Below are 14,206 nucleotides of genomic sequence, written 5' to 3' on the forward strand. Positions count from 1 at the left end.
GTGCTGCACCCGTGTCTATCTGACCGCAGTGTCCATTCCCTCGCCACTGTCGGTATCTCCGATACGCTCCGTGCCTTCCTTCGCAATTGCCGTGTTTTTTCGTGTAACTTTTTGGCCGCTCAAACGGTTTTTATATCGAGCACCGTTTTGAGCGCCAGGAAGACACGATGAATGGAACATACCACTACCCGCTGCCCGTTGCGCTGCCACCCTCGCCCCTGCACGCTGCCCAGCGCTATGCTACAATACCGGCAGACCCACCTACCACAGCAAGGAGTAACCGTGATGACCCATCCTACCGTCACCACACCGGCGCCGCCACCGGCCGACGACCCCTTCCGCTACGGCTGGCGCTACGTCCGTCGGCCTACCCCCGACGACCCCGACCACCTCGAACCGGTGCCGCTCACCCTCGAAGATGTGTTGCATCCCGAAGAGGGAGACTTCATCGTGCACAGTGACCGCCACGAAACCGACCGGATGTACCTCACCGCAGTGCTGCGCGCTCGGCTCGAAGTGCACGGGCGGGCCATCGTGCTGAGCGACGTGCGGGTGGCGTGGGACGTGCCTGACCTGCGGCCGCACGGACCGGACGTGATGGTCATTCCGGGACTGCGCGAGCGGCGCGACTGGAGCACGTTTGACGTGGCGGAGGAGGGGGTGCGACCGGCGTTGATAATTGAAATCACCTCGCCGGAGACGCGGGAGAACGACGTGGTGTGGAAGGTGGCGCACTACGCACGGGCGGGGGTGGCGCAGTATGTGATTGTGGACAACATTGGACGGCGGGGGGAGCGGCAGCTCCGGTTGCTCGATTACCGGCTGGTGGGGGACACCTACCGGCTGCAACCGCCGGACGAGCGGGGGTGGGTGTATCTGGAACTGGCCGACCTGTGGGTGGGGGTGGAAGGCGACCACGTGGTGTGCTACGCCGACGACGGCACGGCGTTTGGCGACTACGCGACGGTGGTACAGCAGGCGGCAGAAGCTGAGGCGCGAGCCCGACGCGAAGCGGCAGCGCGGGCCGAGGCGGAAGTGCTGGCGCGTATAGCAGCGGAACAAGCACAACGCGAAGCGGCAGCGCGGGCCGAGGCGGAGGAACAAGCCCGTCGGGAAGCCGCAGCGCGGGCCGAGGCGGAGGAACAGGCCCGACGGGAAGCGGCAGCGCGGGCCGAGGCGGAGGAACAGGCCCGACGGGAAGCGGCAGCGCGGGCCGAGGCGGAGGAACAAGCCCGACGCGAAGCGGCAGCGCGGGCCGAGCTTGAAGCCCGTCTGCGTGAATTGGAAGCCAAGTTGCAGCGGTTACAGGGGACGTAGGCGAAAACACCGCAACCGATGCGACGACAACACGCGGAGATGCCCAACGCAGGTGCCCCTTCGTGTTGGTGCTGCACCCGTGTCTATCTGACCGCAGTGTCCATTCCCTCGCCACTGTCGGTATCTCCGATACACTCTGTGCCTTCCTTCGCAATTGCCGTGTTTTTTCGTGTAACTTTTTGGCCGCTCAAACGGTTTTTATATCGAGCACCGTTTTGAGCGCCAGGAAAACACGATGAATGGAACATGCCACTACCCGCTGCCCGTTGCGCTGTCACCCTCGCCCCTGCACGCTGCCCAGCGCTATGCTACAATACCGGCAGACCCACCTACCACAGCAAGGAGGAACCGTGATGACCCATCCTACCGTCACCACACCGGCGCCGCCACCGGCCGACGACCCCTTCCGCTACGGCTGGCGCTACGTCCGTCGGCCTACCCCCGACGACCCCGACCACCTCGAACCGGTGCCGCTCACCCTCGAAGATGTGTTGCATCCCGAAGAGGGAGACTTCATCGTGCACAGTGACCGCCACGAAACCGACCGGATGTACCTCACCGCAGTGCTGCGCGCTCGGCTCGAAGTGCACGGGCGGGCCATCGTGCTGAGCGACGTGCGGGTGGCGTGGGACGTGCCTGACCTGCGGCCGCACGGACCGGACGTGATGGTCATTCCGGGACTGCGCGAGCGGCGCGACTGGAGCACGTTTGACGTGGCGGAGGAGGGGGTGCGACCGGCGTTGATAATTGAAATCACCTCGCCGGAGACGCGGGAGAACGACGTGGTGTGGAAGGTGGCGCACTACGCACGGGCGGGGGTGGCGCAGTATGTGATTGTGGACAACATTGGACGGCGGGGGGAGCGGCAGCTCCGGTTGCTCGATTACCGGCTGGTGGGGGACACCTACCGGCTGCAACCGCCGGACGAGCGGGGGTGGGTGTATCTGGAACTGGCCGACCTGTGGGTGGGGGTGGAAGGCGACCACGTGGTGTGCTACGCCGACGACGGCACGGCGTTTGGCGACTACGCGACGGTGGTACAGCAGGCGGCAGAAGCTGAGGCGCGAGCCCGACGCGAAGCGGCAGCGCGGGCCGAGGCGGAAGTGCTGGCGCGTATAGCAGCGGAACAAGCACAACGCGAAGCGGCAGCGCGGGCCGAGGCGGAGGAACAAGCCCGTCGGGAAGCCGCAGCGCGGGCCGAGGCGGAGGAACAGGCCCGACGGGAAGCGGCAGCGCGGGCCGAGGCGGAGGAACAGGCCCGACGGGAAGCGGCAGCGCGGGCCGAGGCGGAGGAACAAGCCCGACGCGAAGCGGCAGCGCGGGCCGAGCTTGAAGCCCGTCTGCGTGAATTGGAAGCCAAGTTGCAGCGGTTACAGGGGACGTAGGCGAAAACACCGCAACCGATGCGACGACAACACGCGGAGATGCCCAACGCAGGTGCCCCTTCGTGTTGGTGCTGCACCCGTGTCTATCTGACCGCAGTGTCCATTCCCTCGCCACTGTCGGTATCTCCGATATGCTCCGTGCCTTCCTTCGCAATTGCCGTGTTTTTTCGTGTAACTTTTTGGCCGTTCAAACGGTTTCTCTATCGAGCACCGTTTTGAGCCCCAGGAAAACACGATGAATGGGAAACATTACCGCCCGCTGCTATTCTTGCACTGAAGTGTACTAACATGCTATAGCTGATTGAACCGTTGCTGTATCCCAGGAGTATGGTCAATGCGGGTGATCATTCGTGAAGTGTTGAATGTTGGTGGCTTTTTTGCCGGTGAAACTGTGACGCTGGCAGTACAATCCTGGCCCGATGGTGGTCCTGAGCAGACACTAACCATTGATGATGCTGCGCTGACTAATGTCACTGCCCGTCATCTTCTGGCACCGGGGATGGTGCTAGAGTTGGTATTGAGCGGTGATCGAGTTGAACACGCAAGTTTGCTTGCTGCTCCCGATTACACTTCATTACAAATGGCACTGCGTCCGCAACCAATCGAACCAACACCGGTGCCACGAGTGTTGAGTTTTCGTTGTCGTACCTGCAACCTATGGACATCGGCGGTCGGCGATCCGCCAGTTTGTGGTCTGTGTGGAGCGTCGGCGCCGCGTCTGTCCTGATGCAGACTTGGGACGTCTCTCAGGGTGTCCCAAGTCTGTTCATCATCCCAGTCGGTGCTTACGAAAGATGAAAGGTAGCAACGAGACGACCGAATTGGAGTTTGGTGCCGTCACTGAGCGGTGTTGGGGTTTGTGGTTCGATGCGCTGCCCGTTTACGCGCGTATGATTGGTGCTGTTTAGATCAACGATACTCCACTGATTGCCGATATGTACTATTTTGGCATGCTGACGACTGACACCGCCGAGTTCACCACCATAGGGCGTCAAATCGATTTCAGGAAAGATATTACTCACTGGGTCTTCGCGTCCGATAATATACTCGCTCTTGCCGGGCGGTAAGATAATCTCACTGCCATCAGCTAACACCAGACGTGCTGTAACCGGTGGTGGAGAAACTATTGGTGTAGCGATGGGTGTAGGGGCTGCCGGATGTGCTGGTGTATGAGCTGAGGGTGTGCTGCCTGTGAGCGCCGCCAGCTCAGCTTCAGTTTTAGCCAGTTCGGCTCGTGCCGCATCAAGACCGGCTGTGATGAAGGCCGGGACACTCCCTACCGGGTAGCGGGCTGCCATTTGTTCGTATTGCGCTACCGTCTCGCGATGAGCGGCGAGTAGAGCTTCAAGTCGCGCTACTTCTGCCGGGTCTGGACCAAGCGGTAACGCCGCTAGCTCAGCTTCAGTCTTTGCTAGCTCGGCTCGTGCCGCATCAAGGCCAGCCGTGATGAAGGCTGGGACACTCCCTGCCGGGTAGCGGGCTGCCATTTGTTCGTATTGTGCTACTGTTTCACGATGAGCGGCGAGCAGGGCTTCGAGTCGTGCACGCTCAGCGGCAATGTCACTTGTCGTCGATGCCTGGGGTGGTGATGACTCAGTTGCTGTTGGCGAGATTGATGGTGTCGATGATGTTGCCGGTGTCGGCGCCTCGGCGGGTGGAGCAATGACGGTCGGCGCCTCGGTGGGTGGAGCAATGACGGTCGGCGCCCCGGAGGGTGGAGCAATGACGGTCGGCGCCTCGGCGGGTGGAGCAATGACGGTCGGCGCCTCGGTGGGTGGAGCGATGACGGTCGGCGCCTCGGCGGGTGGAGCAATGACGGTCGGCGCCTCGGCGGGTGGGGCAGTGAGGGTCGGCGCCTCGGTGGGTGGAGCGATGACGGTTGGCGCCTCGGTGGATGATAACGTAGATGCTTTTAGATCGGCGCCGCAATTGTCGCAGAAGCGTTCGCCTGGTAATACTGGATCGCCGCACTCGGGGCACACGAGTTTTGGTGATGGTGGTGGTGTAATGAGGGTTGCCTGCTCGGAAGCAGGCATTGATGATGGTGGTATTGCCAGCAAATCGGCGCCGCAGATGCTGCAAAAGCGCTCACCGGGCAAGATGGCAGTACCGCACGACGGACACGACGTGGCGAGGGCTGTGGGTTGATCATGGGCCGTGGCAGTGGGTGTCGGTACAGGCTCAGGCTCGGTTAAGCGCCGACCGCACTGATCACAGAAGCGGTTGGTTGGATCGTTTGGAGCACCGCAAGAGGGACAGATAATCATAGTTGTTTCCTCATACTGGATAGTAGTCGCTCTTTCTCTAGCGACTATTCGACGTAGCGTAAGCGTAACTTCTGCCTGAAGAATCCTACTGTTCTTCTAAACGTTGGGTAAGGCGACGTGTTGCGTAGCGTAACTCTTTCTGCGCTTCCGGGCTAAGCTGCTGTCCTTGCTCAAGTGCTGTAGCTTGCTGTTGCGCCTTCTCAGCCAACTCTAGTTCGCCCAAATCGAGTAGGCGCGTGGCTGCGGCTCGCAGCTTTTGGGTTGCACCGGTCACATTTCCGGTTGCGGCTTCCTGCAACGCCTTGGTTTGCAATTTGAAAGCTGTGACCCGCTCAACCAGATTCATCACCTCGGGAACATAACTCTCCGGCCCTACCTGGTCTGCCACGTCGAGCAGGATATCTTGCTTGATCACCACTTCACCAGTTTGCTGAACTGGTGTAGTATGCAATTCAGCCTGTGCAATCCGGAAACGACCTTTTGCGCGTGGGGGCAACACGAGATCGATGAGTACTGCTACGGGTTGTCCACCAACCAGGTCGCCGAGACGTACAGCAACTGCTGTCTCACCAGTTGGTTGATAGCCGAGGTTTTCGATAATTGGCTTTACCCGGTAGACAGTACGTGGTGTTGCGTCACGTATAAATCGTAATAACAGTCTGGTATTGGTGGCAACCGTTGCTCGATCATCTTGAATAACTTTTTGAAAGAAATCTCCAATCTGAGCAGGCGAAGCAATATAATCAGCATATCCATTACTGGCCGCTGCAATATCGTCGAGCAACTGCTCATTCCACTCTGTGCCCAGGCCGAACGCGGCAATACGAACTCCCGACTGTCCTAACGTGCGTGCAAGATCACGACATAGTGGTTCGTCACCCCACGTTTGCCCGTCGGTCAAGAGGACCATTCGGCTAAGGCGATCAGGACCGAGGTGTTTTTGCAGTTCAACCTGACCAGCCTGCATCCCAAGGGACATCGCCGTTCCGCCGGCCTCACTGATCGCATTAACTGCTGCTATGAATTGCGAACGATCACCGACCGGTGTGGCCGGTACCAGCGTTTGAACGTTATCGTCAAAGATAACGATGGCTGCGATGTCGTTTGGTTGTAATCGTTCGATGACCTGGCGAGTTGCTGCTTTCAGATTGTCAAGTTTTGCGCCCTGCATCGAACCTGAACGGTCGAGCACAAAGCAAACGTTCAGCGGTAGTGAGGGAGCCAATGCGGAAGAGGCTATTGCCTCTACCAGCAGATATCCGGCTTGAGAGGTTGAGCTGGCCGGAATTGGTGTGCGTCCCCACTTGCAGGTAAGCGTGATTGCGTCAGACATACTATGACCCTATCTGTGCAATGACAAAACTCAAAATACAACAGAGAAGAAATGCGCCGCTATTGGCGGCAAAACCAATGGCTGCATCACGTCGTCCGTGCCTTGTCTGTGCTGTATTGGGACTGACCAGGGCGATTATACTCAGCAGACCACCGATAAAGGCAAACATAAGAGCGCCTACTGCGATGATGGCACCGAGTCCAGCCATCGCACTCTCAGGATCAGCGGCGGTAAGGCTGGTAAGCGCAATAGCAATGACCATCAGAATATCGCTGATAATTCCGATCCAGAGACCAGCAGTGGCCATACCGGTACTGGCCTGCACAACAACAGGGCCGGGATTGGCAGTTCCGTCCCGTGCAGCAATGGCTGCTGCCAGGTTTGGCTGAGCCTGGGGTTGCACATTCACCAGTTGACCACTGCCAAGCAGCGCTTGTTGTAGTTCAATCACGCTGGCGAATCGGCGTGATGGTTCGTTATCGGTGGCACGGGCAATGGCTGCGGCGATGTATGGTGGCACCGATGGGTTCAGTTGATTGACCGGTGGCAGGCGAAATGGCGTCGTGCTCGGATCATGACCGGTCAAGAGATGGTGCATCAGCACACCGAGACTGTAAATATCGGAACGGGCATCTGTCTGACCGCGTCCGTACTGTTCGGGTGCACTGTAGCCAGGAGTACCAAATGCCTGGGTATCACGCTCTTTCCCCGGTTTGAAAAGGCGGGCGATTCCAAAATCGACCAGCTTGATAGTGCCTTCCGGTGTGATCATGACATTGGTTGGCTTCAGATCACGAAAGATGATCGGCGGTTGTTGGGCATGCAAGTAGGCTAAAACCCCGCAGATTTGCGTTGTCCAGCGTAGAACTTCGTGCAGCGGGCGGGGTAACCCTACTCGATTTACATAATCTCGTAGATTTTCACCGGGTACGAACTCCATGACCAGATAATGACGGCCGTTCTCTTCAAAGTGATCGGTTACTCGTGGCAAGGCAGGGTGGTTCAACTTGGCCAGCAATTCAGCCTCTTGCCGAAATGCCATTTGCGCTTGCTGTCGGTCAATCGGTGAGGTAATCGCAGCATCGCTCATCTCCTTGACCGCCCACAAGGCGGTACTGAGACGCCGATCAGTTGCAAGATAGACCGATCCCATACCGCCAGCGCCGAGGCGTCTGCGCAGTTCGTAGCGTCCTTGTAAGACCATCAGCGGCGGTGTGTCTGTTGCTGATGTCTGACCACGAATGCGGGTACCACATTCCGGGCAGAAAATAATCTCGTCATGGACATTAGCGCCACATTGTGGACATCTCATAGACTCAGTCTCACCAGGATAACTGCAATATTGTCTTCGCCGCCAGCCTGATTTGCCGCCTCTACCAACATCTTACTCGCTTGCTGCGGATCGGCTTCCTCAGCAATGATCCGCTCCATAAGTGGATCGCGAGTCATTTCCCATTGCCCATCCGAACAAAGTAAAAGGGCATCGCCAGGGCGCAGCCGTAAGCTAAAGAGATCGACCTGTGGTTCTTTACGATCACCAAGTGATCGTAAAACGGCGTTCCGCTGTGGATGGGTGTAAATGTCGTCTTCTTGCAGATGCCCTAGCTCAACCAACCGCATCACCAGTGAGTGATCCTTCGTGATCCGTTGTAGTTTCCCATCCCGATACAGATACGTTCGGCTATCACCAACATTGGCAATGACTGCTCGATCACCTATCACCAGTGCCATCGTGATCGTTGATCCCATATCGTTGGCCTGGGCGCGTCCTTCACCGGCAATTGCCGCGTTTGCCTCCAGCACAGCCTGCTGTACCAGCGAACGCATTTCTGCCTCGTGATACAGACGCTGACCGCTCAACATTTGTTGCAGATACGAATCGATAATCGTGCGGGCTGCATGGCGTATTGCCAGACCACTGGCCACCTCACCCGCAGCGTGTCCACCCATGCCATCGGCAACAATATACAACCCCCAACTCTGTCGTTGACCATTGTTTTCCAGACAAAGAGTGAGTTTAAACAGGCTGTCTTCGTTGTGATCGCGTACCAGGCCAGTATCAGTGTATGAGCCGGCCAGTTGCAGCAATGGTACGGGATGCATCCGTTCATCACGCAGTGCACTCAAACGATGCGCTACAGCAGTTGCGTCGGGAAGTTCCCCAGTACGGATCTGACGGAGGATGGTTCCTAGGCTCTCGCCTGGTTGGTCATTGTCGATGGGAGTAATCTCGTCTAGGCGTTGGGTTATTCGTGGTGTCTCTGTTAGGCGTTCAAGTACGTCAGCCAGTGTCCGCAAATCGGCCTGGAATGCGGTTGTCCGTTCGTTATCACTCACCAGTCTGAGCTGATGGGCATGTCTGAGCGCAATCTGATCGACGCTGTTCAGACCGAGATCATCGATCGTCAATGTCCCCAGGCTGATCCCGACGCTGTGAAGACTGATCAGCAATTGTGCCAGGGCAGTGCCGAACACGAGAGCTGTCGTCTCATCAACGGGAACAGGCAGTGGTTTGAGTTCAGGATCGATAAGAACCGTTAATTGCATCTCGTCGATATCGCACTGCTCCAATACATCGGGCAACATAGCGCGGGCCAGTGGATCGGCCAGGCGCGGGATCAAAGCTGGCCCTCTGGGATCAGCACGAATTGACAGGAAAGCCGGATAAGTACGGACTTCGAGCGCAGCACCACAATCAATGCAGTACGACTCATTGGCTTCGTTAGCAGTTGATCCACAAGCCCAGCACTGTTGCCACGGTGCCAGATCACGTACCTCTAGCGGGCCAACCGGCCAGGGGTCGCTCAATGGATGGGTTGGCGCAAAGCGATCAGCAAAGAGTGGAGGGTGCGCTTCCATATGATCCTCCTCACCATTAGACGGTGATGTGATAGGTTCAATCGTCTGAGTTACCAGTGTGTACAACCAACCTTCGGTAACCGGTAACGGGTGATGACCAGGTAAAGGATGTCCACAGCCTGCACAACAGCGAGCGTGTGAGCGATTTTCTCTGCCACAGATCGAACAACGCATACTTTTGACCTACATTGTTGGCGCAGTCTCGATGCGTGCCAGGGCAACTGAGATGTTATCGTGTCCACCACGTTGATTGGCTAAGTCGATCAGCGCACTCGCCGCCTGGGTCGGTTCATCGGCCAGGGCCAGTCGCGCCAATTCTTCGTCGGTTACATGGTTGTACAAGCCATCAGAGCAAATCAATAAGACATCACCCGCAGCCAGTGGTTGGACACGGGTATCGATTGCCAGCGGTTGATCGGCACCTAGTGAACGGTAAAGGATGTGTCGTTGCAGATGAGTACGCGCAGCTTCTGGACTAAGCTGCCCAATATCGACCAGACGGGCAACAATGGTGTGGTCGGTGGTTAATTGGATATACACCGGTGCTTCATCGCCGGTGCCAGGTGTGATCAGGTATGCACGACTATCACCAACGTGGGCAAGGTACGCATGGCGGTGTGTAATCAGCGCTAACGTCGCCGTTGTTCCCATCCCGGCCCGACGAGGATCGGCGCGAGCCGCAGCTACAATGCGTTCATGGGCTGCCTGCATTGCGCTTTGCAAGCATGCTAACCATTGTTCATCGGTGTCTGGCAAGGTTTCGTTGAGCGTTTGCTGCAAAAATGTCTTGATCGTTTCGCTTGCCAGTTGGGAGGCAACTTCACCAGCCGCAGCTCCACCCATACCATCAGCTACCAGGAGTAAGGCTGCGAATGGCTGTTGCTCACCGAGACTGAACATCCCCGCGTAAACGGCATCTTCGTTGGTACTTCGCACCTGACCAACATGACTGCGCACTGCAATTCTAGTTTGCAACGGGGGAAGTGATAGGTTTATCTGCCATGGTGCCGACAGCGGCGAACCACACGAGACACAAAAGCGAGCGCCTGCTCGATTCCCGCGTCCGCACAGTGGACAGGCAAGCGGGTATTGCCGTTGAGCTGGCAAACGGCTGGTAATACGAACCGTTTCTCGTCCCTGACTAATCTGTTGGGCGAGACTAGCGAGGATCTGGGAGAGTTCTCTTAACGCCTGTCCGGCTTGTTCACGCGCTACACCGATAGAGGCTTCATACTGCCGACGCCAGAAAGCGATCCCGGCCTCGACGATGATCATCAGATCGCGTATGCTCATCGTGTCACCGGTGAGCGTTAGCTGTCGTTCACCGGTCACGATTACCTGTTCAGGCAACGGTATGAGAGGAGCGCCACAATGCGGACATACCTGCTGGGTGGCCCCAACTGTTGTTCCGCAAACCCTACATTGCCCTTGAACGTGCCTTGTCACCGGTTATCCTTGTCGCTGCTGAAATGCCAGTCCTCTGTCTACGGCGTATGACGTTGCACCGAGCGTATTGGATGCATCATCACCTGCGTTGATCGGTGGCCCAATGTATCGCTGTGCGTATTCTTGGCTCGCGCCAGTCTTGCAAATCGGGTTAATCTGTGCTATCACAAGGTAGGAAACATTTGACCGGAACGCCTCGCATTATAGCACAGGAGCTACGCTTGTGGCGCCCGTAAAGCCCTCAGTATGCCCGTTTTGCCAAACTCCTCTCGCTCGTACAGATGCTCGCTTTTGCCCATCGTGTGGTCACTCACTCCTGGCCGCAACTGCTTCGTCGACGACGATTATAAGCAGTGGTCCGGTGTTGCACATTACCGAGCCGGGCAGCACCCGCGATGTTGTGCTGGGATTACAGCCGCTTACAATCGGTCGGGCACCGGATAACGATATTGTCCTGCAATCACGCTTCGTCAGCGGGCATCATGCTCGTATTGAGCCTGTCGGCCAGGGGCACCGCATCGTTGATGTTGGGAGCCGCAACGGTTTACTTTTTGCCGGGCGACGCATCACCGAGCGCGAACTAGCTGACGGCGACGTATTACGTATCGGCGATCCGGCAACCGGTAATTTTGTCTCGCTAACCTATCATAATCCAGCGTTGGTAAAAGCACCTGCCCTTCACGAGGCGCCGAGTCGGTTTCCACTCGATCCAAACGATCCTGAAATTACGATAGGGCGTGTTGGCTGTGACATCATTCTCGATAATCCGCAAGTTTCGCGTTTCCATGCCCAGATTGATCGTGCCCCTAGTGGTACTGTGGTCTTGCGCGACATGGGCAGTACAAATGGCACGTTTGTGAACGGTCAGCGCGTTACTGCACCGGTCGTGCTCAAGCCGGGTGACGTAATTCAGATTGGGGCCTTCAAGCTGGTATACAACATTACCAGTCTTGATCGCTACGATCAGCGCGGTGCGCTGCGGATCGATGCACGCAACCTGTCGCGGGTTGTAACACGCAATGGCGTGCAGCGCGCCATTCTGCATGATGTTTCGCTTTCAATCGAGCCACGGGAGTTTGTCGCAATTGTTGGAGGTTCGGGTACCGGCAAGAGCACGCTCTTGAAGGCACTGTGCGGCTACGCTCCGGCCGATCAGGGGCAAGTACTAGTCAACGGCGACGATTTCTACCGCAATTTTGGCGCCTACCGCTCGGTATTGGGCTACGTGCCGCAAGATGATATTTTGCATCGTCCGCTACCGGTACAACGGGCGCTTGAATATGCAGCGCGTCTCAGGCTACCGGCTGATACCACCGACCAGGAGGTGGCGGCCCGGATCGACCGGGTGCTTGAAGATGTTGAGATGACCGCCCATCGTGACAAACCAATTGACGCGCTGTCGGGCGGGCAACGGAAACGGGTGAGCATTGGCGCCGAATTGCTGGCCGATCCGAGCCTTTTCTTCCTCGATGAGCCAACCAGTGGGCTTGATCCTGGGTTGGAAAAGAAAATGATGTATACTCTGCGACGCCTAGCCGACAGCGGACGGACAGTGATCCTGGTAACGCATGCCACGGCAAACATCACGCAATGCGATCACGTCATCTTTATGGCCGGTAATGGGCGGATGGTCTTCTTTGGCCCACCCGATGAAGCGCTCCGCTTCTTTCAGGTAACGAGTGGCGATTTTGCCGATATTTACACCAAAATCGAAGGGATTGCTTCACCTGACCATCCGGTAGTACGGCAGGATGTACGGGCTGAATACGAAGCCTGGCAAGCCGCTCATCCGCAAGCAGCTTCGCCACCGACATTGGCCGAGCTGTGGGAAATACGTTACCGTCAATCGCCATTCTACCAGCAGTATGTCGTGAATCGGCTTGCTGCCGCACCGACTGGCCTGCACAGTACGAATAATAGTGTAGGCCAGACTAGGCAACGTATCTCTTCCTGGCGGCAATTTCGTCTGCTCAGCCAGCGCTACTTTGATCTGATGCTGCAAGATCGTCGCAATCTGACGATCTTATTATTGCAGGCGCCTATTATCGCTTTGCTCCTGATGCTCGTAGCGCGGAGTGATGCCCTCACCGGTGTACAGGCACAAGACCTGATTCAGCGTAGCGAAGCGAAAAAGGTGCTCTTCATGCTGGCAATCGTGAGCGTCTGGTTTGGGATCATCAACGCTGCCCGCGAAATCACGAAGGAGCAGGCTGTCTATCAGCGTGAACGTCTGGTCAATTTGCAGATTGTACCGTACCTGCTCTCAAAGGTAGCCGTGCTCAGTCTGCTCATTTTGATCCAAACGCTCGTACTGGTGGGGATGATCTTGCTGAAAGTGGCATTCCCTACAGAAACCGGTATCTTGCTGCCAACACTCAGCGAAACCTTCATCACCCTCCTGCTTTCGGCAGGAGCCGGGATGGCGCTCGGTCTGGCGATCAGTGCGGTATCGGTAACTCCTGATCGGGCGATCAGTCTGGTTCCCTTTGCGCTGATCCCCCAGATACTGTTTGCCGGTTTGATCTTCACTATCGAGGGGCTGGCAACCCCTCTCTCGTGGCTCACGATCAGTCGCTGGTCGATGGATGCGCTTGGGGCCAGTCTTGATCTGAACCGTCTCTGTCATTTGCCCAACACCGATGATCAGGGAAGTATTCCAGCCGGTTGTACGCCCGGCTTTCTCGAAACCGAAGCTGCCTTTAGCCATGACCCTCTCCATCTGGTGGGAAGGTGGGTTATCCTGGTAGGTTATGCCGTCGTCTGTCTGTTGATCGCCGGATGGGTATTGCAGCGTCGTGATCGGCGGGTATAGAGAGGCTGTGAATGATATGTCATGTTCATAAATGACACCTGTGTATTGTTTACGTCATCGTGCTTTGAGACAGGCTAAAATCATTCTTTTCTTCCTGTGCAAAACCTTGACGTTGAACAGGTGGTAGCGTATAATCACAAGTGATGAATAGCAACCTTTGAGGCAATGATAAAATAGCGTGCTGCACGACGATGACGGAGTGGATTCATTCGTATTGCAATAGAGTGGGCATATGTCACTCGGACAAAAAATCGGTCGGTTACGTCAGGAACGAGGGCTGACCCTGCAAGAAGTAGCAGAGGGTTCGGGTCTGACACCATCGTTTCTGAGCCGTCTTGAACGCGATAAAGTGAATATCTCGGTAGCGAATCTGCGCAAACTGGCGCAATTTTTTAGTGTTCAAATGACGCATTTCTTTGAGGGCGAAGATGATCAACAGGTCGGTCAGGTTGTGCGGGTGGCTGACCGGGTTCGCCTCTCGCTCGATGATGCACCGGTACAGGTCTTTTCGCTCTTACCGCCCAACAGCGATCTTGATGCGCGTCTGATCGAGGCCTACCCCGGAAGCAGTCAACAAGGTTTTTCATCGCGGGGAAGTCAGATGGTTCACGTTCTGAGCGGTCGTGTGCGCTACATCCTTGGGGAAGAGCAGTATGAACTTGACGCCGGTGATACGCTCTTCTTCCGCGATGATACGGCCTATAGCTGGACGAACATTGGTCACTCAATTGCCACGATTCTCACGGTCAGTACCCTCAATTCACGAGATGATCGTTGATGTATGGCA

At 56.8% G+C, this 14,206-nt stretch carries 10 protein-coding genes; 5 read left to right on the plus strand and 5 right to left on the minus strand.

Annotated elements, in window-relative coordinates; translation table 11 throughout:
• Positions 1–285 precede the first annotated feature (285 nt).
• The 3 genes from QTO31_RS07750 (at position 286) to QTO31_RS07760 (ending at position 3,429) form a co-directional block, all read left to right on the plus strand.
• On the plus strand, positions 286–1,317 hold the full coding sequence (locus QTO31_RS07750) for a Uma2 family endonuclease (RefSeq protein ID WP_301429451.1): 1,032 nt from the start codon (positions 286–288) through the stop codon (positions 1,315–1,317).
• 353 nt (positions 1,318–1,670) lie between these two features.
• Positions 1,671–2,702: a Uma2 family endonuclease gene (locus QTO31_RS07755; RefSeq protein ID WP_301429451.1), complete on the plus strand. Its 1,032-nt coding sequence runs from the start codon at positions 1,671–1,673 to the stop codon at positions 2,700–2,702.
• Between the two features lie 334 nt (positions 2,703–3,036).
• Complete coding sequence (locus tag QTO31_RS07760) at positions 3,037–3,429, plus strand: hypothetical protein (RefSeq protein ID WP_031461448.1); 393 nt, start codon at positions 3,037–3,039, stop codon at positions 3,427–3,429.
• A gap of 58 nt (positions 3,430–3,487) precedes the next feature.
• Here QTO31_RS07760 and QTO31_RS07765 read toward each other — a convergent pair whose 3' ends face one another.
• The 5 genes from QTO31_RS07765 to QTO31_RS07785 form a co-directional block, all read right to left on the minus strand.
• On the minus strand, positions 3,488–4,969 hold the full coding sequence (locus QTO31_RS07765) for a zinc-ribbon domain-containing protein (protein WP_301428638.1): 1,482 nt from the start codon (positions 4,967–4,969) through the stop codon (positions 3,488–3,490).
• A gap of 85 nt (positions 4,970–5,054) precedes the next feature.
• On the minus strand, positions 5,055–6,302 hold the full coding sequence (locus QTO31_RS07770; RefSeq protein WP_301428639.1) for a vWA domain-containing protein: 1,248 nt from the start codon (positions 6,300–6,302) through the stop codon (positions 5,055–5,057).
• 1 nt (position 6,303) lies between these two features.
• On the minus strand, positions 6,304–7,614 hold the full coding sequence (locus tag QTO31_RS07775; RefSeq protein WP_301428640.1) for a serine/threonine-protein kinase: 1,311 nt from the start codon (positions 7,612–7,614) through the stop codon (positions 6,304–6,306).
• Positions 7,611–9,161: a PP2C family protein-serine/threonine phosphatase gene (locus tag QTO31_RS07780; protein ID WP_301428641.1), complete on the minus strand. Its 1,551-nt coding sequence runs from the start codon at positions 9,159–9,161 to the stop codon at positions 7,611–7,613. The genes QTO31_RS07775 and QTO31_RS07780 overlap by 4 nt, the downstream gene beginning before the upstream one ends.
• A 183-nt stretch (positions 9,162–9,344) precedes the next feature.
• The gene (locus QTO31_RS07785; RefSeq protein ID WP_301428642.1) at positions 9,345–10,493 is read right to left on the minus strand and encodes a PP2C family serine/threonine-protein phosphatase; all 1,149 of its coding nucleotides are present in this window, start codon (positions 10,491–10,493) and stop codon (positions 9,345–9,347) included.
• A gap of 337 nt (positions 10,494–10,830) precedes the next feature.
• Between QTO31_RS07785 and QTO31_RS07790 the strand changes: the two genes are divergently transcribed.
• Both QTO31_RS07790 and QTO31_RS07795 read left to right on the plus strand, forming a co-directional pair.
• Positions 10,831–13,419, plus strand: coding sequence for an FHA domain-containing protein (locus tag QTO31_RS07790; protein WP_301428643.1), 2,589 nt, complete (start codon positions 10,831–10,833; stop codon positions 13,417–13,419).
• A gap of 232 nt (positions 13,420–13,651) precedes the next feature.
• On the plus strand, positions 13,652–14,197 hold the full coding sequence (locus tag QTO31_RS07795) for a helix-turn-helix domain-containing protein (protein ID WP_301428644.1): 546 nt from the start codon (positions 13,652–13,654) through the stop codon (positions 14,195–14,197).
• Positions 14,198–14,206 lie beyond the last annotated feature (9 nt).

Source organism: Chloroflexus sp. MS-CIW-1 (genome assembly GCF_030444705.1).
Classification (GTDB): Bacteria; Chloroflexota; Chloroflexia; order Chloroflexales; family Chloroflexaceae; genus Chloroflexus.